Source organism: Bacillus sp. 123MFChir2 (assembly GCF_000383235.1).
Lineage (GTDB): Bacteria > Bacillota > Bacilli > Bacillales > Bacillaceae_G > Bacillus_A.
In genome coordinates, this window is record NZ_KB910944.1 from 1 (window position 1) to 25140 (window position 25140).

Annotated in this window: 30 protein-coding genes; 27 read left to right on the forward strand and 3 right to left on the reverse strand. The window is 38.7% G+C overall.

All coding sequences use genetic code 11. The annotated features are described in order from the left end of the window. Window positions 1–434: 434 nt before the first annotated feature. Both H280_RS0112280 and H280_RS0112285 read right to left on the reverse strand, forming a co-directional pair. Window positions 435–1043: a flavin reductase family protein gene (locus H280_RS0112280; RefSeq protein ID WP_020061425.1), complete on the reverse strand. Its 609-nt coding sequence runs from the start codon at window positions 1041–1043 to the stop codon at window positions 435–437. Window positions 1044–1202: 159 nt separating this feature from the next. Further along, window positions 1203–1589: a DoxX family protein gene (locus H280_RS0112285; RefSeq protein ID WP_020061426.1), complete on the reverse strand. Its 387-nt coding sequence runs from the start codon at window positions 1587–1589 to the stop codon at window positions 1203–1205. Between the two features lie 409 nt (window positions 1590–1998). Between H280_RS0112285 and H280_RS0112290 the strand changes: the two genes are divergently transcribed. From H280_RS0112290 to H280_RS0112365, 17 genes are all read left to right on the forward strand, one after another. After that, window positions 1999–2496 (forward strand): PTS sugar transporter subunit IIA, encoded by a 498-nt coding sequence (locus H280_RS0112290; protein WP_020061427.1) that lies wholly within the window; start codon window positions 1999–2001, stop codon window positions 2494–2496. A gap of 145 nt (window positions 2497–2641) precedes the next feature. Next, the gene (locus H280_RS0112295; protein ID WP_020061428.1) at window positions 2642–3082 is read left to right on the forward strand and encodes a low molecular weight protein arginine phosphatase; all 441 of its coding nucleotides are present in this window, start codon (window positions 2642–2644) and stop codon (window positions 3080–3082) included. A 99-nt stretch (window positions 3083–3181) separates the two neighbouring features. Continuing rightward, window positions 3182–3625: a ribose 5-phosphate isomerase B gene (gene rpiB / locus H280_RS0112300; protein ID WP_020061429.1), complete on the forward strand. Its 444-nt coding sequence runs from the start codon at window positions 3182–3184 to the stop codon at window positions 3623–3625. A 66-nt stretch (window positions 3626–3691) separates the two neighbouring features. Then, entirely contained in the window at window positions 3692–4264 is a 573-nt protein-coding gene (locus H280_RS0112305; RefSeq protein ID WP_020061430.1) for a TIGR01440 family protein, read from the forward strand. Window positions 4265–4442: 178 nt separating this feature from the next. Then, entirely contained in the window at window positions 4443–5684 is a 1242-nt protein-coding gene (glyA, locus tag H280_RS0112310) for a serine hydroxymethyltransferase (RefSeq protein ID WP_020061431.1), read from the forward strand. Between the two features lie 234 nt (window positions 5685–5918). Next, window positions 5919–6548 (forward strand): uracil phosphoribosyltransferase, encoded by a 630-nt coding sequence (gene upp / locus H280_RS0112315; protein WP_020061432.1) that lies wholly within the window; start codon window positions 5919–5921, stop codon window positions 6546–6548. A 398-nt stretch (window positions 6549–6946) separates the two neighbouring features. After that, on the forward strand, window positions 6947–6991 hold the full coding sequence (locus H280_RS27015) for a DUF4024 domain-containing protein (protein ID WP_442852821.1): 45 nt from the start codon (window positions 6947–6949) through the stop codon (window positions 6989–6991). Window positions 6992–7073: 82 nt separating this feature from the next. Next, complete coding sequence (locus H280_RS0112320; protein WP_442852822.1) at window positions 7074–7256, forward strand: AtpZ/AtpI family protein; 183 nt, start codon at window positions 7074–7076, stop codon at window positions 7254–7256. Further along, window positions 7256–7648, forward strand: coding sequence for an ATP synthase subunit I (locus H280_RS0112325; protein ID WP_020061434.1), 393 nt, complete (start codon window positions 7256–7258; stop codon window positions 7646–7648). The genes H280_RS0112320 and H280_RS0112325 overlap by 1 nt, the downstream gene beginning before the upstream one ends. Before the next feature lie 7 nt (window positions 7649–7655). Further along, entirely contained in the window at window positions 7656–8375 is a 720-nt protein-coding gene (gene atpB, locus H280_RS0112330) for a F0F1 ATP synthase subunit A (RefSeq protein WP_020061435.1), read from the forward strand. A gap of 57 nt (window positions 8376–8432) precedes the next feature. Further along, window positions 8433–8651 (forward strand): F0F1 ATP synthase subunit C, encoded by a 219-nt coding sequence (gene atpE / locus H280_RS0112335; protein ID WP_020061436.1) that lies wholly within the window; start codon window positions 8433–8435, stop codon window positions 8649–8651. A 126-nt stretch (window positions 8652–8777) separates the two neighbouring features. Beyond that, window positions 8778–9287, forward strand: a complete 510-nt coding sequence (gene atpF, locus H280_RS0112340; protein WP_020061437.1) for a F0F1 ATP synthase subunit B — start codon at window positions 8778–8780, stop codon at window positions 9285–9287. Beyond that, the gene (locus H280_RS0112345; RefSeq protein ID WP_020061438.1) at window positions 9284–9826 is read left to right on the forward strand and encodes a F0F1 ATP synthase subunit delta; all 543 of its coding nucleotides are present in this window, start codon (window positions 9284–9286) and stop codon (window positions 9824–9826) included. Before atpF ends, H280_RS0112345 begins: the two co-directional genes overlap by 4 nt. Window positions 9827–9837: 11 nt before the next feature. Then, complete coding sequence (atpA, locus tag H280_RS0112350; protein ID WP_020061439.1) at window positions 9838–11346, forward strand: F0F1 ATP synthase subunit alpha; 1509 nt, start codon at window positions 9838–9840, stop codon at window positions 11344–11346. A gap of 328 nt (window positions 11347–11674) precedes the next feature. Further along, a complete protein-coding gene (gene atpG, locus H280_RS0112355) occupies window positions 11675–12532 on the forward strand; it encodes an ATP synthase F1 subunit gamma (RefSeq protein ID WP_020061440.1) in 858 nt (285 codons plus the stop codon). Between the two features lie 229 nt (window positions 12533–12761). After that, a complete protein-coding gene (gene atpD / locus H280_RS0112360) occupies window positions 12762–14156 on the forward strand; it encodes a F0F1 ATP synthase subunit beta (protein WP_020061441.1) in 1395 nt (464 codons plus the stop codon). A gap of 20 nt (window positions 14157–14176) precedes the next feature. Beyond that, window positions 14177–14578, forward strand: coding sequence for a F0F1 ATP synthase subunit epsilon (locus H280_RS0112365; protein ID WP_020061442.1), 402 nt, complete (start codon window positions 14177–14179; stop codon window positions 14576–14578). 162 nt (window positions 14579–14740) lie between these two features. On the opposite strand, the gene H280_RS23575 is transcribed toward H280_RS0112365, so the two are convergent. Then, window positions 14741–16642 carry a sensor domain-containing diguanylate cyclase gene (locus H280_RS23575; protein ID WP_034303800.1) on the reverse strand — a complete coding sequence of 634 codons (1902 nt, stop codon included), beginning with the start codon at window positions 16640–16642 and terminating at the stop codon, window positions 14741–14743. 841 nt (window positions 16643–17483) lie between these two features. On the opposite strand from H280_RS23575, the gene H280_RS0112375 reads away from it, so the two are divergent. The 10 genes from H280_RS0112375 (at window position 17484) to nuoK (ending at window position 25123) form a co-directional block, all read left to right on the forward strand. Next, window positions 17484–18725 (forward strand): hypothetical protein, encoded by a 1242-nt coding sequence (locus H280_RS0112375; protein WP_155895005.1) that lies wholly within the window; start codon window positions 17484–17486, stop codon window positions 18723–18725. Beyond that, window positions 18718–19419 (forward strand): ABC transporter ATP-binding protein, encoded by a 702-nt coding sequence (locus H280_RS0112380; protein WP_020061445.1) that lies wholly within the window; start codon window positions 18718–18720, stop codon window positions 19417–19419. The genes H280_RS0112375 and H280_RS0112380 overlap by 8 nt, the downstream gene beginning before the upstream one ends. A 354-nt stretch (window positions 19420–19773) precedes the next feature. After that, a complete protein-coding gene (locus H280_RS0112385) occupies window positions 19774–20142 on the forward strand; it encodes an NADH-quinone oxidoreductase subunit A (RefSeq protein WP_020061446.1) in 369 nt (122 codons plus the stop codon). Continuing rightward, window positions 20133–20651 carry an NADH-quinone oxidoreductase subunit NuoB gene (gene nuoB / locus H280_RS0112390; RefSeq protein ID WP_020061447.1) on the forward strand — a complete coding sequence of 173 codons (519 nt, stop codon included), beginning with the start codon at window positions 20133–20135 and terminating at the stop codon, window positions 20649–20651. The genes H280_RS0112385 and nuoB overlap by 10 nt, the downstream gene beginning before the upstream one ends. Further along, window positions 20648–21748: an NADH-quinone oxidoreductase subunit C gene (locus tag H280_RS0112395; protein ID WP_020061448.1), complete on the forward strand. Its 1101-nt coding sequence runs from the start codon at window positions 20648–20650 to the stop codon at window positions 21746–21748. Before nuoB ends, H280_RS0112395 begins: the two co-directional genes overlap by 4 nt. A gap of 3 nt (window positions 21749–21751) precedes the next feature. Then, window positions 21752–22852: an NADH-quinone oxidoreductase subunit NuoD gene (gene nuoD, locus H280_RS0112400; protein WP_020061449.1), complete on the forward strand. Its 1101-nt coding sequence runs from the start codon at window positions 21752–21754 to the stop codon at window positions 22850–22852. Continuing rightward, window positions 22852–23853 (forward strand): NADH-quinone oxidoreductase subunit NuoH, encoded by a 1002-nt coding sequence (gene nuoH, locus H280_RS0112405; protein ID WP_020061450.1) that lies wholly within the window; start codon window positions 22852–22854, stop codon window positions 23851–23853. Before nuoD ends, nuoH begins: the two co-directional genes overlap by 1 nt. 22 nt (window positions 23854–23875) lie before the next feature. Continuing rightward, window positions 23876–24295: an NADH-quinone oxidoreductase subunit NuoI gene (gene nuoI / locus H280_RS0112410; RefSeq protein WP_020061451.1), complete on the forward strand. Its 420-nt coding sequence runs from the start codon at window positions 23876–23878 to the stop codon at window positions 24293–24295. Beyond that, on the forward strand, window positions 24292–24816 hold the full coding sequence (locus H280_RS0112415; RefSeq protein WP_020061452.1) for an NADH-quinone oxidoreductase subunit J: 525 nt from the start codon (window positions 24292–24294) through the stop codon (window positions 24814–24816). The genes nuoI and H280_RS0112415 overlap by 4 nt, the downstream gene beginning before the upstream one ends. Then, window positions 24809–25123, forward strand: a complete 315-nt coding sequence (gene nuoK, locus H280_RS0112420; protein WP_020061453.1) for an NADH-quinone oxidoreductase subunit NuoK — start codon at window positions 24809–24811, stop codon at window positions 25121–25123. The genes H280_RS0112415 and nuoK overlap by 8 nt, the downstream gene beginning before the upstream one ends. Window positions 25124–25140 lie beyond the last annotated feature (17 nt).

A 25140-nucleotide genomic window follows, 5' to 3' on the forward strand; every position in this document is an offset into this window, starting at 1 on the left:
AAGGTAAAAAGCACCTTCTGTGGGAAAGAACCTTAGCCAGCGGGGCTGAACAGTCGCCTCCGCTTTTAGTTATATCCAGCTCCAGCGGCTAGAACAGTCGGTGGCTTCGCGTCTTCCGCCGAGGCAAAAGCGCCTCTATGTCAGAAGCTCCATCCCCCTCTTGTTCTTGGCGAGCCGCTTCCGCTTTTAATTATATCTAGCTCCGGCTCCTAGCCCCTTCCGTCTAAGAACCTTCCCCATGAGAAGGTAAAAAGCACCTTCTGTGGGAAAGAACCTTAGCCAGCGGGGCTGAACGGTCGCCTCCGCTTTTAGTTATATCCAGCTCCAGCGGCTAGAACAGTCGGTGGCTTCGCGTCTTCCGCCGAGGCAAAGAGCGCCTCTATGTCAGAAGCTCCATCCCCCTCCTGTTCTGAGCGAGCCGCTTCCGCTTTTAATTATGGCCTTACAAGTTCAAATTGCTCTCCAAGTTTTGCGTAGTTATGCCCAGCTAATCGGCTTATTGGTTTTAGTTGTTCGGCATGAATGCGTCCATTTTCATATAGGTGCTGGGCGATATGGAATCGTACGATGCGACCGATTAATAGATCGCATGCCGGGGAATTTTCTGTTCCGCCTAATTGAATCGCGCGCTCTAATACACATTCCATACGAATACTTGCTTCTTTTACCCCTGGTACAGAAATGACATCGCTATCAATTGGTGTTAGTTTGGCAAGTTCAATTTCGCTTTCATTCGGAGGAAGATTGGCTGCGGTTTCGTTAATGGCTTCTGCATAAGATTCATCAGAAATGTGAACGACAAATTCTTCTTTTTCCATCGCATTTCGTGCTGTATCTTTTGGTTTTCCCTCTTTTCGTTGTACAGAAACGGAGATAAGAGGCGGATTCGCCGCAACAATATTAAAGTAGCTAAACGGGGCACCGTTTAGGACCCCTTCATTTGTAACAGTTGTGACGAATGCGACTGGACGCGGAATAATGCTTCCCGTTAGTAATTTGTAATTATCTTTTTCAGTTTGTTCATTTGGATTAATAGACAGCATATATGTAATCTCCCTTCTTAACATGTGTAGCACTTCTTTGTTTGTTTACAAGATAAAAGGGGGAAACTCCTGCTGGAAAAATATATTTTTGTAAAGGGGATGAAAAAATCCCCCACGGTTGTGAGGGATCGGGAAATATCTTGAATTCAAGATATTTAGTTAAATTAAAGTGTAAGCACCAGGTCCAATAAGCGCTACGCCAACTGCAACTGCAATTAAAATAAGGTTATACTCAAAGCCGTTTTGTGTAACCCAGTATCCGTTTTTACCGTGAACTGTGATGATGGCCACTAACATCGTGCTGACAATAAATAGAGCTCCTACCCAAGTGAAAATACCAGCAGCAAATAAGAAACCGCCTAGTAATTCAGTTGCTCCGGCCATAAATGCCATAAATACGCCTGGTCGTAAGCCGATTGATTCCATCCAGCCGCCAGTTCCTTTTAAACCGTAACCACCGAACCAGCCAAATAATTTTTGAGCGCCATGTCCCATGAAAGTAATCCCGATAATAAGACGAATAATAAGAAGACCGATGTTCATCATTTTATAAAACCTCCAAAAAGTTTATTTACTTATCTTATGTAAGTAATGATAAAATAGTTACTTACTTTAGTCAAGTTAATTATTTAAAAAGAGAAAATAAATTTTATAAATAATAAATGAAAAGATAATGATGTTGTTAGTGGATTTATACAATTTATGGAGAAAAATGAAGAAAGTTCACTTCTTTGTTAATCGAATTCAGACAGTCTGAATTGACTAGAATTTTCCAAGGCGATACAATAAAAGTCTGGTTGACAACTTCACTTTTATCCCGCATTCGGGGAATCAGAGGGGAAGAAAACTGCCCGTAAAAGCCCGATTGGTCGAGCTAACCATCACTGATGGAAGTTTCACTTTATGGAAACGTTTTTATACCGCTAAAGCGGTGAATGATAAGGAGGATTATCCTATGTTTAAAAAATTATTTGGTTTTGGCTCTAAAACAAATGTAGAAACAATCGTATCTCCATTAACTGGAGAAGTGAAAAATATCGAAGAAGTGCCAGATCCAGTATTCGCTGGTCGTATGATGGGAAACGGTGTTGCCATTGAGCCAACTGAAGGTGTAGTAGTATCTCCGGTAGATGGCGAGATTGTGCAATTATTCCATACAAAACATGCTGTAGGGATTAAATCGAAAAACGGCGCAGAAATCTTAATCCACGTTGGATTAGAGACTGTAAAAATGGAAGGTGAAGGTTTCGAAACGCATGTATCGGAAGGACAAGCTGTTAAAGCTGGCGATAAATTAATCTCTTTCGATTTAGAATTAATTCGTGAAAAAGCTAAAAGTACAATTACACCAATTGTTATTACAAACACAGATGCAACAGAATCTATTGAAACAACTGTAGGTGTAACAGCTACAAAAGGTTCAACTGGAGTAATGAAAGTAGCAATGAAATAATCGTTTGATAAACCCGGAATCCATTCCATAATTGAAATGGATTCTTTTTTTATGTCAGTTTTTCAACATATATGTACACTTCTTTTTTTCGCTACCATTGTGAGTTATGATGAAAATAGATATTCATCATAAGGAGTGGTGTTTGGTGAAGCGAGTATTATTCGTTTGTACAGGAAATACGTGCCGTAGTCCAATGGCAGAGGCGCTATTACGTCATCATGGTAAGGGGCAGTTTGATGTGCAATCTGCTGGTGTTTTTGCGGCGGTTGGCACTGATGCATCTCTTCATGCTAAAAATGCGCTAGAAGAAAAAGGTATCCTGGTTGCGCATTCTTCAAAACAAGTGACAGAAGAGTTGTTAGAGTGGTCGGATGTTGTATTGACGATGACCGCAGGACATCGTCAACTTTTATTAGCGCACCATCCAGAAGTAAGCGAAAAAGTGCATACATTATACGAATTTGTAGAAGGTACAAATAAGGATATTTCTGATCCTTTTGGCGGTTCGCTTGCTGTCTATCAAGCGACACTGGAAGAAATGCAACAACTTGTGCACACTTTGGTGAAAAAACACTCAGAAAGCTAATGTTTCGTGTATAATACGGTATTGGAGATTATGCCGATTTAATGGAAAGAAGAAATTTCCACTAATAGAAGTTTCATTTTATATTTGGAGGGGTTTAGAATGAAAGTAGTTGTAGCATCTGATCATGGCGGATTGAATATTCGTAAAGAAATCATAAGTCTATTAGAAGAATTGAACATGGAATATATTGATTTAGGTTGTGAGTGCGAAGCAGGTTCTGTAGATTATCCTGATTTTGCATTCCCAGCAGCAGAAATGGTTGCAAATGGTGAAGTAGATCGCGGTATTTTAATTTGCGGAACAGGCATTGGTATGTCAATTGCGGCAAATAAAGTACACGGTATTCGCTGCGCATTAGTGCATGATACATTTAGCGCAAAAGCAACTAGAGAACATAATGATACGAACATGTTAGCAATGGGTGAACGTGTAATTGGAGCTGGATTAGCACGCGATATCGCTAAAATTTGGTTAACAACGGATTATGAAGGCGGCCGTCATGAAAATCGTGTAGGAAAAATTAAAGCGTACGAAGCGAAGTAATTGTATTCTAACTTCTAGTAAGAAGTAATATAATTTGTTGAACCTACCTGCGAAAGGAAGAGCGTAATGAGTGAAATATCACAATTAAAAGAGCAGTTGCAAACAGCGCTTTTTGAGTTTCAAGAGCAAGCCACGCTGCGGAATGGGAACCTTTTTGTTGTGGGATGTAGTACAAGTGAAGTGCTTGGTGAAAGAATTGGAACATCGGGAACGATGGAAGTAGCAGAGGCGATTTTTTCTGAGTTAACACATTTTCAAGAGCAGTATGGCATTACCTTAGCATTTCAGTGCTGTGAACATTTAAACCGTGCTTTAGTGGTAGAAAGAGAAGTCGCAGAAAAGCATCAGTTCGAGATTGTAACTGTTACGCCTGTCAGATCAGCGGGTGGGGCTCTTGCAACATATGCATATCATAATATGAAAGACCCCGTTATCGTGGAATTCGTAAAAGCAGATGCAGGTATTGATATTGGAGATACATTTATTGGTATGCATTTAAAACATGTAGCTGTTCCGGTCCGTACACGAGTGAAAGAGATTGGGTATGCTCATGTAACGATGGCAAAAGCGCGTCCGAAGTTAATTGGCGGAGCGCGTGCAGTATATGCAATAAAAGAGGAAACGTTTACTTGTAGTTAAGTAAGAAAAAAAGACCGGATTCGGTCTTTTTTTCTTTTATCATGTGTGGAGTCGTGTTAGAATGTATTTGAAAATGTGAAGATTTAATAGAATTACAGCTAGAACTTTCGTTTTTTCTTAGGAAATGAAGGGGAAATATCGGAAATAGGTGTAGTTCGTTCAGAAAAGGGGGATTTTGGTGGAGCATTTAAAACGTCAAGATGAAAAGGTGTTTGCTGCGATTGAATTAGAATTAGGAAGACAGCGTTCAAAAATTGAGCTTATTGCATCTGAAAACTTCGTAAGCGAAGCAGTAATGGAAGCACAAGGTTCTGTATTAACGAACAAGTATGCAGAAGGATATCCTGGGAAACGTTATTACGGTGGTTGTGAGCATGTAGATATCGTAGAAGATATCGCACGTGATCGCGCAAAAGAAATTTTTGGCGCAGAGCATGTAAACGTTCAACCACACTCTGGTGCACAGGCAAATATGGCTGTATACTTCACAATTCTAGAGCAGGGTGACACTGTGCTTGGTATGAACTTATCTCACGGCGGTCACTTAACACACGGAAGTCCTGTTAACTTTAGTGGTGTGCAATACAACTTCATTGAATACGGTGTAGATCCTGATACACATCACATCAATTATGAGGACGTATTAGAAAAAGCGAAAGAGCATAAACCAAAATTAATTGTTGCCGGTGCTAGTGCATATCCTCGTGTGATTGATTTTAAGAAATTCCGTGAAATCGCTGATGAGGTTGGCGCATATTTAATGGTAGATATGGCACATATCGCAGGACTTGTAGCAGCAGGCTTACACCCAAACCCAGTACCATACGCTGATTTCGTAACAACAACAACTCATAAAACATTACGCGGACCACGCGGCGGCATGATTTTATGTAAAGAACAATTTGCAAAGCAAATTGATAAATCCATCTTCCCTGGTATTCAAGGCGGACCACTTATGCATGTAATCGCAGCAAAAGCAGTTGCATTTGGAGAAGCATTGCAGGGCGACTTCAAAACATATGCACAAAACATCATTAACAACGCAAATCGTTTAGCTGAAAGTCTGCAAAAAGAAGGGATTACTCTTGTTTCTGGCGGAACGGACAACCACTTAATTTTAATTGATGTTCGCAATTTAGACATTACAGGAAAAGTTGCAGAACATGTATTAGATGAAATTGGTATCACAGTAAACAAAAATACAATTCCATTTGATCCAGCTAGTCCATTTGTAACAAGTGGCGTTCGCATTGGAACTGCAGCTGTAACATCAAGAGGTTTCGGATTTGCTGAAATGGATGAAATCGCATCAATTATGGCTCACACATTAAAAAATCATGATAATGAAGCAGCGTTAGAAGAAGCGCGCGTGCGTGTAAATACCTTAACTGATAAATTCCCAATGTATAAAGAGCTATAAGATAGAGAAAAGAGATGGTGAGCGCACCATTTCTTTTTATTTTTGTAAGATAAGAAATTCTGTGGAGAAAAGGTATGGTGTTTGTCTAAATAAGAAAAATAAATAGAAATGATGGCTGTTTTACACCTATATTCCAAATTCGCCCTTGAATATTAGAAGCGTTTTCTTTACAATCGTACATAGTGTAAAAACAGGTGCTTTCACGCATCAATATCATCTGAAGGAGCGATTCACATGGGAAAACTGTATGTTTTTGATCACCCTTTAATTCAACATAAGATTACATATATCCGCGATAAGAATACAGGTACGAAAGAATTTCGTGAACTAGTAGATGAAGTAGCAAGTTTGATGGCGTTTGAAATTACACGCGATCTTCCGCTTGAAGAGATTGAAATTGAAACACCTGTAAGTAAAGCAAAAACAAAAGTGATTGCGGGTAAGAAGCTTGGTTTAATTCCAATTTTACGTGCAGGATTAGGAATGGTAGATGGAATTTTAAAATTAATTCCAGCAGCGAAAGTAGGTCATATCGGTTTATACCGTGATCCAGAAACATTACAGCCTGTAGAATATTATGTGAAGCTTCCAACTGATGTAGAAGAACGTGATTTTATCGTACTTGATCCAATGTTAGCGACAGGCGGCTCTGCATCAGAAGCGATTACTTCATTGAAGAAGCGCGGAGCGAAACATATTAAATTAATGTGTATTGTTGGTGCTCCAGAAGGCGTAAAAGTTATTCAAGAAGACCATCCTGATGTAGATATTTACGTGGCTGCGTTAGATGAAAAATTAAACGATCATGGATATGTTGTACCAGGTCTTGGAGATGCTGGCGACCGTTTATTTGGAACGAAGTAAGACAACAGACGAGAGGGCATCCTTCTCGTCTGTTTTTTTATGTAAACATAATATGAATTGAAATTGCATATAATATAGAAACTTCTTGATTGAGAAAGTTATATTAAATGTGAAAATTTATATATCAAGAAAGTATAATAGTGACAAACTTGTGAACAAATTTCTTCTATTATAAAGAGAAAAGGTCTAGAAGTTAGACGACTTTTAACATTTTTTTGAAGGAGAACGTTTTCAGTTATGGGAATAAATAACTAATACTCAAATTTTTTGATTTTTTTCGATTTGACGTTGACACTGTTTAACACCCTATTGTATGCTAACAACGGGGATAGATGGTAGGGTTTTCATTGACAAATTTTCGTCTATTCTTTGACAAAAAAAATAATTTTCTCATTTAAATAAGATTTATGCAAAAAAATGAGTTATTATTAACACATTCTTAAAACATAGTGAATGAGGCATTACATATGGAGGGATGAATCCTTGGAGGGAAACAAGCGTAATCCATTTAAGGCGTATGCTTTAATGACCGGAATTCTTGCTCAGCTCGTTGGTTCGATTTTAGTTGGGATTTTTGGTGGGCAATGGATTGATAGTAAGCTTGGAACGTTTCCGTTATTTCTAGTAATTGGTTTATTACTAGGGCTTGGAACAGGGGTTTATGCCATGATTCGACTCATTCGACAATTTTATTCGGGAGAGCAATGATGATAGAAGTACATGAACTTGTCCAAAGACAAAAGAAATATATGTACAACCTTCTCGCACTCTTTGTATTAGGATGGGGCTTTACCTCATACAAAGATGTCTTTTTAGGACTGATTATCGGAACGATTTTCGGTTTTCTTAGTTTGCGCATCGTTGCACATAAGACGGACAAGCTGTTAGATCGCGTTACACAAGGTGAAACAGTGAAGTATAAAGCGACTGCAGTGAGTACATATTCGAGATTAGCCGCGATAGGGCTATTAATTTTATTTGCAGCAAAATATCAACATTTAATGGCGATGTGGAGCTTAGCATTAGGATTGCTGACAGGATATCTTGTCATGATCATAGATTTTCTTTATCTACAGTATAAGAGCAGGGAAGAGAGGTGAATTACTAGTGGAACACGGTAAATTAGTTGAATTTCTAGGTTTAACGTTCGACTTGTCCTCTGTTATGATGACGACTGTTGCGGCAGTAATCGTATTTATCGTTGCTATGATTGGTACACGTAGCTTAGCTCTGCGTCCAACAGGAATGCAAAATTTCTTTGAATGGATTGTGGACTTCGTGAAGGGTATGATTAATAGTACGATGGATTGGCAAACAGGCGGACGCTTTTTAACGCTTGGAGTTACACTCATTATGTATATCTTTGTAGCAAACATGCTCGGTTTGCCGTTCATGATTGCGACGGCTGAAGGCGGAGAGCATATTGCATGGTGGAGATCTCCAACGTCTGACCCAGCAGTTACTCTAACATTAGCCGTGATGGTAGTTGCCCTCACTCATTATTATGGAGTTAAGATGAAGGGTACGAAAGAATATTTAAAAGGCTATATTCAACCAATGAAATTCTTATTCCCTTTAAAGGTAATTGAGGAATTTGCGAATACATTGACGTTAGGTCTGCGTTTATTTGGTAACATTTATGCGGGTGAGATTTTATTAACGTTACTTGCTCAATTAGGAGCAAGCGGTGCGTTTGGCGCATTAGGTGCTGTTCTGCCGATGTTAGCATGGATGGGCTTCAGTATTTTCGTAGGTGCTATCCAGGCGTTTATCTTTACAATGTTAACGATGGTATACATGGCTCATAAAGTAAGCCACGACCATTAATATATTTAAAGTAAGTACAAAATTTATTTTTTATTGATAAAAAGGAGGACTTTTAAAATGAGTTTAGGTGTAATCGCAGCTGCAATTGCAATTGGTTTATCTGCATTAGGTGCTGGTATTGGTAATGGTCTTATCGTATCTCGCACAGTTGAGGGTGTTGCTCGTCAACCAGAATTACGTGGTGTACTTCAAACAATCATGTTCATCGGGGTAGCGTTAGTTGAGGCGCTTCCAATCATCGGTGTAGTAATCGCGTTTATCGTATTAAACAAATAAGGGATAGCTCCCCTTACAATAAGTGGCGAAGATCGTTTTGGGACCTTCTTCGCCATTGCTTTATGAATGAAACATTACTTGTCTTTTCATTTGTTTAATTTAGATTTTTGAAGGGAGTGAATCCTTGTGCCAACTCTATTATTAGGAGCTGCTGCTGTACCATACGGAACAGTAATTTATACAATTGTTGTTTTCCTAATTCTATTAGCATTACTTCGTAAATATGCATTTGGACCTTTAATGGGAATTATGAAGGAACGTGAAGATCATATTTCTAGCGAAATCGACGCTGCGGAAAAGAATCATGCAGAGGCGAAAAAGTTAGTAGAAGAACAACGTGAAATGTTAAAACAATCACGTATTGAAGCGCAAGAATTAATCGAGAGAGCGAAAAAGCAAGCAGAAGATCAAAAAGAAAGTATTGTTGCTGCTGCTAAAGAAGAAGCGGTATCTATTAAAGATTCTGCTGTACAAGAAATTCAACGCGAAAAAGAGCAAGCAATTGCTGCTCTTCAAGAACAGGTTGCTTCTTTATCTGTCCAAATTGCTTCTAAAGTTATGCAAAAAGAACTTAAAGAAGAAGACCAAGTTCAATTAATTCGCGATTATATTAAAGAGGTAGGAGAAGCGCGATGAGCAATGAGATTGTAGCTAAACGTTATGCTGTCGCTCTTTTTCAAATCGCAAAAGAAAAACACGTACTAGAAATGTTTGAGGAAGAGCTGCGCCTTGTGCAAAGCGTTTTTGTAAGTAGTAAAGAACTACATACTTTTTTAGGACAACCAAACATTTCAGCAGAAAAGAAAAAACAATTTCTTTCTAACGTATTTTCTACTGTTTCTCAGCCGATTTTAAGCACGTTATATATTTTAATCGATAATCATCGCGAAACATTAGTACCTGAAATTGTAGATGTGTATGTTGCACTTGCCAATGAAGAGCGTAACGTAGCTGATGCAACGGTTTACTCTACTCGTTCTTTATCAGAAGATGAGAAACTTAGCATTGCAGAAGCATTTGCAAAGAAAACAGGAAAAGATGCAATTCGCGTTCAAAATGTTGTAGATGAAGATTTACTAGGCGGTATTAAAGTACGCATTGGAAACCGCATTTACGACGGCAGTTTACAAGGAAAGTTAGCACGTATTCAGCGTGAACTTATGAAGAATAGATAGGGGTGAAGCGCATGAGCATCAGAGCTGAAGAAATTAGCGCACTGATTAAGCAACAAATTGAAAACTATCAGTCTGAGATCGAAGTTAGCGATGTTGGTACAGTTATTCAAGTTGGTGACGGTATTGCACGTGCTCATGGTCTAGATAACGTTATGGCTGGTGAGCTTGTTGAGTTCGCTAACGGCGTTATGGGACTAGCACAAAACTTAGAGGAAAATAACGTAGGTATCATTATTTTAGGACCTTATACTGAAATTCGTGAAGGTGACGAAGTACGTCGTACAGGTCGCATCATGCAAGTGCCGGTAGGGGAAGAATTAATCGGTCGTGTTGTAAACCCACTAGGACAACCAGTAGACGGTTTAGGTCCAATTAACACAACAAAAACTCGTCCAATCGAAAGCCCAGCACCAGGTGTAATGGATCGTAAATCTGTTCATGAGCCACTTCAAACTGGTATTAAAGCGATTGACGCTCTTGTACCAATTGGTCGCGGACAACGTGAGTTAATCATCGGTGACCGCCAAACTGGTAAAACAGCTGTGGCACTGGATACAATCTTGAACCAAAAAGATCAAGATATGATTTGTATCTATGTAGCAATCGGACAAAAAGAATCTACAGTTCGTAATGTAGTTGAAACGTTACGTAAGCATGGTGCATTAGAGTACACAATCGTTGTAACTGCATCTGCTTCTCAGCCTGCTCCGTTATTATACCTAGCTGCATATGCTGGTGTAACTATGGGTGAGGAATTCATGTACAATGGCAAACACGTATTAGTTGTATATGATGACTTATCAAAACAAGCGGCTGCATACCGTGAATTATCATTACTATTACGTCGTCCTCCAGGTCGTGAAGCGTATCCAGGGGATGTATTCTACTTACACTCTCGCTTACTAGAGCGTGCGGCGAAATTAAGTGATGCAAAAGGCGCTGGTTCTTTAACAGCACTACCTTTCATCGAAACACAAGCAGGGGACGTATCAGCTTACATCCCAACAAACGTAATCTCTATTACAGATGGACAGATCTTCTTACAATCTGATCTATTCTTCTCTGGTGTACGTCCAGCGATCGACGCAGGTACTTCTGTATCTCGTGTTGGTGGTGCGGCTCAGATCAAAGCGATGAGCAAAGTATCTGGTACACTTCGTCTTGACCTTGCATCTTATCGTGAATTAGAAGCGTTCGCTGCGTTCGGTTCTGACCTTGATAAAGCAACACAAGCGAAATTAAACCGTGGTGCACGTACAGTAGAAGTATTAAAACAAGGCTTACATAAGCCATTAAAAGTAGAGAAGCAAGTTATGATTCTTTACGCATTAACACGCGGATTCTTAGATGATATCCCAGTAGTAGATATCACTCGTTTCGAAGACGAGTTGCATGCTTGGTTAGATACAAATGCTGCTGAATTATTAACTGAAATTCGTACAACAACAAAACTTCCTGAAGACGAAAAAATGGCAACTGCTATTAACGGCTTCAAAAAAGTTTTCGTGGCTTCTGAGTAATAATAAAAAGCGGAAGCGGCTCGTTCAGAAAGGGAGGGGATGGAGCTTTTGACGTAGAGGCGTTCTTTGCCTCGCAGGAAGAAGCGAAGCCACCGACCTTTCTAGTCGCTGGAGCTGGATTAATTAAAAAGCGGAAGCGGCTCGTTCAGCCGCTCCACTTCTATATAAACAGGGCTCTTACATAGAGTGCTAACGGATATGAAGAGGAAAAGAGTAGGTGCACCTATTCTTTTCCTTCAATCATGAACAAGTATAACGATTAGGAAGATCAACAAAATGGAGCTCTTTCTGATCATGCCAACTTCCGGAAAAAAGGTGGTGAAAACCTGTGGCATCTTTACGCGATATAAAAGCGAAAATTAACTCGACAAAGAAAACGAGTCAAATTACGAAAGCGATGGAGATGGTATCTGCATCGAAGTTAAACCGTGCAGAACAAAATGCTAAATCTTTCGTTCCGTATATGGATAAGATTCAAGAAGTAGTAGCGAGCATAGCGCAAGGTAGCGGGGTAAATCACCCAATGCTAACAGCGCGTCCTGTAAAGCGAACAGGATACATCGTTATTACATCGGATCGCGGACTAGCAGGTGGATATAACAGTAACGTTTTACGTGCAGTAAGTAACGTAGTGAAAGAGCGTCACAACATGGATGCAAATCAGTATGCAGTTATTGTGCTTGGACGTCTAGGTCGTGATTACTTAAAACGTCGTGGTTTTAATATCATTGATGAAGTACTTGGATTATCGGATCAACCAGTATTCGCTGATATTAAAGATATTGCTTCAAGAGCAATTTCTATGTTTACAGATGGCGCTTATGATGAATTGTATATTTACTACAATCATTATGTAAGTAAGATCTCACAAGAAGTAACGGAGAAGAAAATTTTACCGCTTACGGATGTGGCATCTGAAAAAGCAACAACTTCATATGAATTTGAACCATCTGAAGAAGAGATTTTAAAAGTATTATTGCCACAATACGCAGAGAGCTTAGTTTACGGTGCATTGCTAGACGGTAAAGCAAGTGAGCACGCAGCGCGTATGACAGCAATGAAAAGTGCTACAGACAACGCAATGGAAGTTATCGATACACTTACACTTTCTTTCAACCGCGCTCGTCAAGCAGCGATTACGCAAGAAATTACGGAAATCGTTGGTGGTGCAGCAGCGTTAGAGTAGAAAGAAAGGCGGAAGCGGCTCGTTCAGAAAGGGAGGGGGATGGAGCTTTTGACGTAGAGGCGTTGTTTGCCTCGCAGGAAGAAGCGAAGCCACCGACCGTTCTAGCCGCTGGAGCTGGATTAGAGAAAAAGCGGAAGCGATAGTCTTCATGTGAGATAAAATAAAAAAATGTAAAGCCGACTGTTCGCAGAAAAGCCGGTTAATTTAAAGAAAGCTAGGAGGGAACCCGATGAATAAAGGGCGCGTTACGCAAATCATGGGTCCGGTTGTAGACGTTAAGTTTGACGGCGGAAAGCTACCTGAAATCTACAATGCCCTTAGAATTAAAGAGAACGCAATGGACTTAACTTTAGAAGTTGCGATTCATCTTGGTGATAATACAGTTCGTACAGTAGCAATGTCTTCTACAGATGGACTTGTTCGTGGTACAGAAGTAGAAGATACTGGTAAACCAATTTCTGTTCCAGTTGGTGATGCAACACTTGGTCGTGTATTTAACGTATTAGGTGATGCAATTGACTTAGGTGAAGAAGTGGCAGCGGATGTACGCCGTGATCCAATTCACCGCCTTGCACCTGCATTCGAAGAGTTATCTACAAAAGTAGAAATTCTTGAAACTGGTATTAAAGTAGTAGACTTATTAGCTCCTTATATTAAAGGTGGTAAAATCGGTCTATTCGGTGGTGCCGGCGTAGGTAAAACGGTATTAATCCAAGAGTTAATTAACAACATCGCACAAGAGCACGGCGGTATCTCTGTATTCGCTGGTGTAGGTGAGCGTACTCGTGAGGGTAACGACTTATACCACGAAATGAGTGATTCTGGCGTAATCAAGAAAACAGCGATGGTATTCGGACAAATGAACGAGCCACCTGGAGCACGTCAACGTGTTGCGTTAACAGGTTTAACAATGGCTGAACATTTCCGTGATGAGCAAGGACAAGACGTACTTCTGTTCATCGATAATATCTTCCGTTTCACGCAAGCTGGTTCTGAAGTATCTGCCCTTCTTGGACGTATGCCATCTGCGGTAGGTTACCAACCAACACTTGCAACAGAAATGGGTCAATTACAAGAGCGTATTACATCAACAAATAAAGGGTCTATCACGTCTATCCAAGCGGTATATGTACCAGCCGATGACTACACTGACCCGGCACCAGCAACAACGTTCGCTCACTTAGATGCAACAACAAACTTAGAGCGTCGTTTAACGCAAATGGGTATTTACCCAGCGGTAGATCCATTAGCATCTACATCTCGTGCACTATCTCCAGAGATCGTTGGAGAAGAGCATTATGCAGTTGCTCGTCAAATTCAGCAAACTCTGCAACGTTACAAAGAACTTCAAGATATCATCGCCATCTTAGGTATGGATGAGTTATCTGAAGAAGATAAATTAGTTGTACATCGCGCTCGTCGCGTTCAGTTCTTCTTATCACAGAACTTCCACGTAGCAGAACAGTTTACAGGTCAAAAAGGATCTTACGTACCTGTAAAAGAAACAGTTCGTGGATTCAAAGAAATTCTAGAAGGAAAACATGATGACCTTCCAGAGGACGCATTCCGTCTTGTTGGTGGTATTGAAGAAGTTGTTGAAAACGCGAAGAAAATGATGGCATAAGGCCTTAGGAGGGACGAATTATGAAGACATTTCCAGTCAGTATTGTAACTCCTGATGGACCGGTTTACGAAAACGAAGTTGAAATGGTAAGCGTAAAAGCAGAGAGCGGGGAAATGGGGATCTTAGCAGGTCACATTCCGACTGTTGCACCACTTAAAATTAGTGCAATTCGCTTAAAAAATGGTGGGCATACAGATTACGTAGCAGTTAGCGGTGGCTTTATTGAAGTTCGCCCTGAGAAAGTAACAGTATTAGCACCATCTGCTGAAACAGCAAATCATATCGACGTTCATCGTGCAAACGAAGCGAAGCGCCGCGCTGAGCAACGTATGCAAGATAAACAAGCACATGTTGACTTCAAACGTGCAGAAATGGCACTTAAACGTGCGATTAACCGTTTAGACGTTTCAAATCTTAAGTAAAAAAAAGCCGTGAAGGGATGAACCTTTGCGGCTTTTTTTAAATGGTCGAGAGGGACTGGCGATGCATAGGAGCGGTCAAGGCCTGTTCCCTGCCACGTGCAAGGTTTAAAACAAAGAGAGAAAGCAAGTAGCGGTTCGCTAAAGTAATAACTTTGCATATATTCACAGCCGTGCTTTTGTGTAAATTGAAAAGCCGTTTTTTCCTTTATTTTTCGTTTCATACATTGCCATATCAGCATGCTGTAGAAGTGACATAGCGTCGTCTCCTGCGTCTGGATATATGGCGATTCCAATACTCGGTGTAATTTGTAACGTATGATTTTCTAATTCAATTGGTTTGTTCATGGTTCGTAAAATAGCATTTGCGATACTTTCAATTTCTGAAAGGGTTTCGTATTTTTCAATTAAAATGGTAAATTCATCGCCTGCGAACCGGGCGACCGTTCCGTTTTGTCCAACCGCAAGTTGCAAGCGCTTTGCAACTTCAATTAAGAGAACATCTCCGGTTTTATGCCCAAGTGTATCATTAATAATTTTGAACCGATCTAAATCGAGAAACATAATAGCGAGCTTTAAGTTTTCTTTCTTAGCGTGAAGAATGGCATGATTAAGTTGTTTCTCAAAGGCACGGCGATTGATGAGCTGTGTTAATGTATCGTGATACGCTAAGAAGCTAATTTGCTCTTGCTGTCGCTTTCCTTCTGTAATGTCTTTTACCATTAAGTAAATACCAGTGATGCGTGCTTGCAATATGATTGGCACTACCGTTACATGCAAATAATAAATATCTCGGTTTTGATGATACGCTCTTATTTCTAAAGTTGTAGAGTGTCCTTCCTTCACATAACGAAAAGCATGAATGGCTTTTTCTAAATCTTCCTCATATACAAGAGAGCGATAAGACTTATGTAAAAGGGCATCTGTTTGATAGCCAAGTAATATAATCCCAGCATTGTTTACATTTAAGAAATTTCCATGCAAATCTAATGTGAAAATGGGGTCGGGGTGATGCTCATACAATGATTTAAACATTTGTTGGCTCTTATATAATTCATTTGTTTGTTCTACTAAGTCTTCTGTACGTAGTTCAATTTGCTTTTCTAACTCTAAATTAAACCGTTGTTGCTTTTGTAATAACCGTTTATTTTGATGGCGTACTAACATATGGCGAATAAGTACGAAGAAAAATGTTAAAAATACGCCTTTTTCCAAAATAGGAGAAAAGTTTTTTTCATATAAGGTAAATAGAATTAATGCCGCAACTGCTAAATAAGGGAGTGATAATCGAACCTTTTCACCTATTTCAGGATTGGAAAAATGTTGTTCATTTTTGTTTTCTTCGTGCAGTAGACAAGCGATTGCAACTAGTCCTAAGACAATTTGGAAGAAAGGCGTTATCGTGAATAAAGAGTGGTCTGTCCGAAAATATTTAATATATCCATACATAGAATCAAGCAGTGCATATAAAATGAGTGAACCGCTTAGTAACGCAACAACGACTCGAGAAACAAATGATAAGGGACGAAACAATAAACGAATGCCCATGATTAAAAATAATAAATCTGTAATTGGATATACAAGTTGCATAAATTTATAAGTATTAGATATCGTGCTTGGATGGACAGTGTTTTTTAAGAACATATAGTAATGTAAGGTAAATGCAGCTGTAACAATGATACAAACATCGCATAACATAAAGATTTTTTCCCAATTTGTGCATTCATACATATTCTTATAGAAAAAAGCTAGCGTATAGAAAAGTAAAAACAATAAATAGAATAGATCTGAGGAATCTATAATTGCTTTGTAACTATGCAAAATGAGATGTTGATACATAACAATCGTGTCACCAATAAAGTAAAAGAATGAGCCAATTGTTAAGAGTATCCAAAATGTATAGGCATGTCCTTTTTTACGGGAAGTAGAATACAATAACGAGCCACATATAACTCCATTAAGAATGAAAGTTCCGATACTCATTTGTAATTGAAACGGAAATGAGTATGCATCCCATATTTGCAAAGCTATATAATGAAACGCGATGTAAATCAATAAAGAATACATAAGAAAAAACAAATGGGTTTGTTCATGTTTCACAATAATAAATCCCCCATGAAATAAGTTGTCATTTATAGTATGTCGTTTTTTAAAAGGAATAGTATTTTCAAAATATATCGGCCCACATAATAAAAAAAGTCCGATTCTTCCTTAGCGTAGGGAGAGCGGACTTTTTACTATGTTATTGATATTTGCGTCGTTTTATCATTTTGCTAAAACATCATTACGTTCAATTTGGCTCTTCGTAAAAGGGCGTAGAGGGAATTACTGAATTACTTTTGAACCTTCCTAAGTAAATCTAAAAGCTGTTTTTGATCCTCATGATTTAGATTGGAAAATTGTGTTACATGAAAGTGTTCTTAATTTGGAACGACTTCATGAAATAACTTTTTTCCTTCTTCAGTTAATGAAAGGTATTTTGTTCTCCATTATTCCTCTCATTGAATCTATGGCTAAACTGATGAAATGTCAATATTACATTTGTTTTCCTTTTTGTGTCTTTATTCATTTATACAAAATGTTTTATACTCTCTTAAGAATTATTTATGAGATAATTATAATATATAAATTCAAGTTGCTTTTTTAACATCTAAGTCGCTGCTATGCAGAATAAAATATGGCCGCTACTTGCGTTCTACCTTTGTTTTAAACCTTGCACGTGGCAGGAAAAGGAATTGACGGCCTCTATCCATGGCCAGTTTCCCTAGTCTCCTCCCCTAAAAAGTGGTTTTTATGTCACTTTTTCAATTTGTATTTATATATTAATATTTATGTATTTATTTAAAAAGGAGAAATATATATTGGGGTAACTAAAAATTTATCTATTACCATTGGCTTATTTAAAATTTTGTTAAGGGGAAGAATAAGAAGAGCATATAAAACATCTGATGTTCTTATTTTATTACTTGGAATTTTTATCACAGCATATGCTATAACTGGATTTTATCCATTTATTGAAGGCTTGCATCAATCTATTAATGTAGATTTTATTTGTTTATTGCTTGGTGCCATAATGGGGATAACTATTGCTTTAAGTCAATACAATAAAGAAGAAATACAGTTTTTATTTCTTCAGACTTATAATATACAGGTTATTTCTTGGTATCATATTTTAAAAATGCTCATCCCTTTATTAGGAGTGAGCGGTATATTATTTATCTCATTATTTTGGTGTCACAGTTCTTCTATTATTAATATGTTAGAACTTCATATCGAAATAATATCAGGATATTTCCTAGGAGTAAATTTGTCATTTCTTTTTAACTTAAGTAAACAACATAGGGTATTTAGCCTTATAAGTAATTTATTAATTTTAGTTCCGGGTTGTTTTAAAGAATCCTTGGTTATTAAAATGATTACAGGTTTATTGTTTATTTATTTTTTTCTAAAGTTCTCTAAATATAATTGGAAAGGATATCTTTATCATACACGTAACCTAAGACAACAAAAAAAGAGATCCTTTATTTCCAAACACCCTATATTAAAAAAAGAATTAGTAGTTATGTTCGGATTCCAAAGAATCTTTCTTTTACTAATCTTATTAGTATGTGGACAATTTTGTTTTTATGTTATACATGAATTGAAGCTTGATGCTTTTGTAGTTATAACAATGGTATTAATTGCGTTGATGCATGATACATGGACTCTGAATAGTATTGGTTTAGAGGAATCTACAATTAATTTATATATTTATTCTAGATTGCCTTTAAAAAAATTAGTTTTTACTAAATGGGTTATTTGTTTTTCACTGGTATCGTTTATTGGTATATGTGATTATATTTTTTGGAGTATATATTATAGTGATCATATAGTAAAAATGTTGCAAAATGTATTTGTTTTGCTCTTATTTAGCTTTTTAACAAGTATGTTATATATATTTATTAGCATTTGTTTTTCTGATTTTAATCGTCAAACATACTATCGTATAAATGTAAAGGGTATCGTAGTATCAGGAGTATGTGTGATAGTCGTGCTTTCTAGTTATTTAATTTCAGTAAATTTATTAATTGTAGAGGTGTTGTTAACAAGTTTCGCATTTATAAATTTATTAAATTCAGAAGAAAAATTAAGGAGTTTTTTTAATGCTTGATAAATTTAGTTTACAAATACGTAATCTATCTTACTCATATGATAATAAAATTGCTTTGAATAATATAAATTGGACTTTAAATTTTGGAAATATTTATGTTCTTTTGGGACCGAATGGAGCAGGAAAAACAACCTTTCTAAATTTATTAGCAAATGCTATTAAGCCTACTTCTGGTAGTATAACTTTGCTAAGTTCAGAAGGGAAAAATATTAATGAATTTTTACAAGGAAATATAGGATATTTAACAGAATTTCCATATTATTATCCTTTTTTAACTACAACGGAAATGATTCGATTGGTAGGACAATTAAAGGGGATAGAAGAAGATTTTTTAGAAGATCGGATTAATAAATGGATTGATTTGTTTAACTTACATGAATATCGAAATCAAACAATGGGGTCATTGTCACAGGGGACAAAAAAGCGAGTTGCTTTTATAAGTAGCATTATTCATCAGCCTAAAATTATATTGTTAGATGAGCCAACAAATGGCCTAGATCCAGAACAAATAGTCTTATTTAGAAATGTATTAAAAGAATTATCTAAAGCTGGTGCTTTAATTTTACTTTCAACACATATTATGGATTTAGCTGAAAAGTTAGCTGATAATATTGGGATTATCCGTAACAACAATTTGATTTATACGGGTGAGAATATCAAGGATTTAGAAGAATTGTATCTTAAGGTTCAATGAAAGAATAATTTCTTAGAATAAAGACGACTTTATATTGGTCGTCTTTTGTTTTTTCCATAGAAGATATGAAAATAAAGGTTATCTAAAAATTCATATTCAAGTTAGATGAGAAATGAGGGGGAGTGTATAGATATTTTTGTTTTGAAGGTAATTCAAAAGCTTAGGTTATTGGGCATGCGGCAGACTCTCTTATTTTCATTCCTTTTTTTCCAATGTATCGACATAAGAATTTGAAATTTGCTATAATATCTATAATCGCATTATTTAGAAAAATTAAAAAATAATAAATAATGCAATTGAATCATAACTTGTACTGAGTGAACTTGTTTTTATGAGGGGGGAGAGGGTTTCGCAATGGTAAATGTATATGAAAATAGTTATATGATTGTCGGTATTTTTTTGCTATTAGGTATATTGTTGCCGGTTGTCGCACTCACCTTGGGGAAATTACTACGTCCACATAAACCAAGTGCAGCGAAGAAAACAACATATGAAAGTGGAATTGAGCCGTTTCATGATGCAAACGTCCGCTTCCATGCCCGCTATTATATTTTTGCATTGCTTTTTGTCATCTTTGATGTGGAAACTGTGTTTTTATATCCGTGGGCGGTAGCGTATGACAAACTGGGGTTATTTGCATTAGTGGAAATGCTCATTTTTGTTATTATGCTACTTATTGGTCTTGCATATGCTTGGAAAAAGAAGGTGTTACAATGGCTATAAATTTTGAAGATATTCATCCACAGGAACGTGCTGAGTTAGAAAGAAATATATTTTTTACGACGCTCGAACAAGTAAAAGGGTGGGCACGCAGTAATTCATTATGGCCAATGACATTTGGATTGGCGTGCTGTGCAATTGAGATGATGGGAGTCGGTTCTTCACATTATGATTTAGATCGATTTGGTTCGTTTTTTCGTACATCTCCGCGTCAATCGGATGTCATGATCGTATCTGGAACGGTAACGAAGAAAATGGCTCCAATTGTTCGGCGGTTATATGATCAGATGCCAGAACCGAAGTGGGTCATTGCCATGGGATCTTGTGCAACGGCGGGTGGACCGTATGTAAATTCATATGCCGTTGTAAAAGGGGTAGATCAAATCGTACCAGTGGATGTATACATTCCTGGTTGTCCACCAAATCCAGCAGCTTTAATTTACGGGATTAATAAATTAAAAGAAAAGATTCGTTACGAAGCAAAGACAGGGAAGCAGGTGACGAATAAATGAGCAATCAAGATAAAAATATAGATGATCTGAAAAAAGAAGCAGCAAGACTTGCAAAGGAAGAGGCCAAAAAGCGGCTCGCGGCACGTCAGGAAAATGAGGGTCATCATGTAGAAGAAAAAGAGAAAGCGCTATCAAGTAAGGGTGAAATAGATATAGCAGAAGCAAAGCGCCGCGCAGCAGAGGAAGCGAAAGCGTCGGCGAAGGCGAAAGCAGCGGCAGCGGCAAAGGCAGCTGCACTAGCGAAGCAGAAAGAAAAGGAGAACGCGTCTGACACAGAAAATAATGAGAAAGAAAAAGGAATTGCAGCCGCGAAGGCAAAAGCAGCGGCGGCAGCAAAAGCAAAGGCGGCCGCACTAGCGAAGCAGAAAGAAAAGGAGAACGCGTCTGACACAGAAAATAATGAGAAAGAAAAAGCAATTGCAGCCGCGAAGGCAAAAGCAGCGGCAGTAGCAAAAGCAAAGGCGGCCGCGTTAGCGAAACAGAAAGTATTAGAAGGCGGAAGCGTAGACGCTGAGAAGGAAAAAGCAATTGCGGTTGCAAAAGCGAAAGCAGCAGCTGCAGCAAAGGCCCGCGCTGCTGGAGGGAAGAAAGAGGAAGAAGAAAAAGTAGAAAAACCTTCTCAAAATCAGCCGCATTTAGATGCGTATGTTCAGGCAGTGACAGCAAAGCTTGGCGAAGGTGTGCTAGAGGATTTCTATATTAATAGGTTGTCTAAGGATGTTCCAACGCTCGTTGTGAAAGTAGTCCATTACTATGATGTGATGGAGATTTTAAAGAAAGATCCTGAATTGGTATTTAATTATATGTCGGAGTTGCATGCAACAGATTTTGCTACGCATATGGAAGTGTATGTGCATTTATTTTCATACGGCAAGAAGCAATCCGTAGCGGTGAAAGTAAAACTTGACCGGGAAGAGCCAAGATTGTCTTCTATTGTACCGCTTTGGAGCGGGGCAGATTGGCCGGAGCGCGAGGCGTTTGATTTGCTTGGCGTTGTGTTTGAAGGGCATCCAAATTTAAAGCGGATTTTGATGCCAGACGATTGGATCGGCTATCCGCTGCGAAAAGATTATGAGCCTTTTGATGCGGGGGTGTAAAACATGATTCGTACAGAAGAAATGCTTTTAAATGTAGGGCCGCAGCATCCGAGTACGCATGGTGTATTTCGGCTCGTTATTAAAATTGATGGGGAAATCATTAAGGAAGCTACACCTGTAATTGGTTATTTGCACCGCGGCACGGAAAAAATTGCGGAAAGTTTGCAGTATACGCAAATTATTCCATACACAGACCGAATGGATTATTTAGCGGCCATGACAAATAATTATGTCATCTGCCACGCAGTGGAGACGATGATGGGGCTGGAAATACCAGAGCGCGCTGAATATTTGCGCATACTTGCAATGGAGCTTGGGCGCGTGGCAAGTCACCTTGTTTGGTGGGGGACTAATTTGCTTGATATTGGAGCGGTCAGTCCATTTCTATATGCATTTCGCGAACGCGAGATGATTATTAACTTACTGAACGAATTATGCGGAGCGCGTTTAACGTTTAATTATATGCGTGTTGGCGGGGTAAAGTGGGATGCGCCGGACGGTTGGATTGAAAAAGTGCAGGAGTTTGTTCCTTATATGAGAGAGCAGTTAGAGGGGTATCACGACCTTGTGAGCGGCAATGAAATTTTCTTAAACCGCGTAAAGGGAGTCGGTACTTACTCGGCAGAGGATGCCCTGCAATATTCGTTAAGCGGAGCAAACTTGCGCTGCACAGGTGTGAAATGGGATCTTCGGAAAGATGAGCCATACTCTATTTATGACCGTTTTGATTTTGATGTTCCTGTCGGTGAGGTGGGAGATGCCTGGGATCGTTACGTTTGCAGAATGGAGGAAATTGAAGAGTCGCTGAAAATTATTGAACAAGCGGTAGAGCAGTTTCCGAAAGAAGGAGCAATCTTAGCAAAGGTGCCAAAGATTATTAAACCACCAAAAGGTGAAGCATTCGTGCGAATTGAGTCACCGCGCGGCGAGATTGGCTGTTACATTGCAAGTGATGGAAAGAAAGAGCCGTATCGCTTAAAGTTCCGCCGCCCATCTTTTTATAATCTGCAAATCTTACCGAAGCTTTTGAAAGGTGAGAATATCGCAAACTTAATTACAATTTTAGGCGGCATTGATATTGTACTTGGGGAGGTTGATGGGTGATGATACAAAACCTCTTAGAGTCACCCGCAAGCTGGACGAATTTTCTTATCTTTTTCGGATTGGCGACGTTGTTGTTGTTTGTCGTTCTTGGCTTTGTTACATATGGGATTTTAGCAGAACGAAAAGTAATGGGATTTATGCAGGGACGTATCGGACCGAACCAAGTGGGCGGCCGGTTTGGACTGCTGCAAACAGTAGCAGACGTATTAAAACTTTTGCTAAAGGAAGATACGATTCCCAAAGCAGCCGATAAACCGCTCTTCATATTAGCACCGGTCATTGCGTTTGCTCCGGCATTCATGGTACTAGCGGTCATTCCGTTTACAGATAAGTTGCAGTTTGCCGACATTGGCGTTGGCCTACTGTATTACATTGCAGTCTCAGGGATTACGACAATTGGTGTTGTAACTGGGGGCTGGGCATCTAACAATAAATATTCATTACTTGGCGGAATGCGCGCCGCAGCACAAATGATCTCCTATGAAATTCCACTTGTGATGAGCGTAATTGGGGTCATCCTTCTAACAGGCAGCTTAAATTTAAATGATATTGTAGAGGCGCAAGAAGGGATTTGGTACATTTTCGTGCAGCCAATTGGTTTTATCGTCTTTTTAATCGCAGCTGTTGCGGAATTGAACCGAACGCCGTTTGATTTACCGGAAGCCGAATCAGAGCTCGTCTCTGGATATCACACGGAGTATTCGGGATTTCGCTGGGCGTTCTTTATGCTTTCTGAGTATGTGTATTTCTTCGGAATGGCATCGCTTATGACAGTATTATTTTTAGGAGGGTGGCAGCCAATTCCATTTCTAGCGTTTATTCCAGGGGCTGTTTGGTTCGCGCTCAAATTTAGTGCGGTTGTCTTTCTATTAATTTGGTTCCGCGTAACGTTCCCGCGTATACGAGGAGATCAATTAATGGAGTTTGGCTGGAAAGTATTACTGCCGGTAGCACTTGCGAATATTTTCTTAGCGGCATTGATAAAAGAATTGTTCTTCTAATCTAAAAGGGGGCAGGAGTACAATGAAGGGATTATTTAAAGGTTTAAAGTATACACTTAGCAATTTAAGTAAGAAAAAAGTAACGTACGACTATCCAAATCAGCCACTACCACTCCCAGATCGCTTTCGCGGTATTCAAAAATTTTATCCAGAAAAATGTATCGTGTGCAATCAATGCGCAAATATTTGTCCGACAGACTGCATTCAACTAACAGGGAAAAAGCACCCAGATCCAGAGAAGAAAGGGAAAATCATTGATACGTATGATATTAATTTCGAAATTTGTATTCTTTGCGATCTTTGTACGGAAGTTTGCCCGACAGAAGCCATTGTGATGACAAATAACTTTGAACTAGCCGAATATTCGCGAGATGATTTATTTAAAAACTTACAGTGGCTTGATGAAAATGATCAACATGTGAGAAGGGAGAATAAAGCATGAGCGGCGAGTTAGTAGCGTTTTTAGCATTAGCCCTGCTTGCGATCATGGGCGGTGTACTTATGCTGAACTTAACGAAAGTGATGCATATGATGCTCGCTCTAGTATTTACATTCCTTAGTATCGCCGGGATTTATTTCATGCTATCAGCAGAATTTGTCGGGGTTGTCCAAATTTTGATTTATTCCGGTGCGATTACGATTATTATGATTTTTGGCATTATGTTAACAAATCATAATGATCAAGAAGAATCACATTTTGGCTGGCGTAAACTCATTGTTTTTCTTGCTGTGGTCGTCTTCGGATCGGTGCTGTATTTTGGGGTGAATAACGTCGACTTTGAGAGTGGGCGTGTTCAAGATGGTCCGGTGCTTCATGAACAAAATACACGTCAGATTGGGGAATTGTTGTATTCGAAATATATAATACCGTTCGAATTAACGTCTGTTGTATTACTGGTTGCCCTTGTGGGAGCGATTGTACTTGCGAAGAAGGGCAAGAAAAAGGGGGATTCGCATGAATAGTATTCCAGCTTCTGCGTACCTGACGCTTGCGATTATACTGTTTTGCATCGGTTTATTTGGAGCATTAACGAAGCGTAATACAGTAATTGTATTCGTTTGTATTGAACTTATGTTAAATGCGGCGAACTTAAATTTAGTTGCCTTTAGTAAATTAGGGATGTTTCCAAATTTAAAGGGACAAATTTTTGCATTGTTCACAATGTCCGTTGCTGCAGCTGAAGCAGCGGTTGGTTTGGCGATTTTAATTGCTTTATATAGAAACCGAGCAACTGTTAATACAGATGAAATGGATTCGTTAAAGCATTAAGGTGATGACCGAAAAGG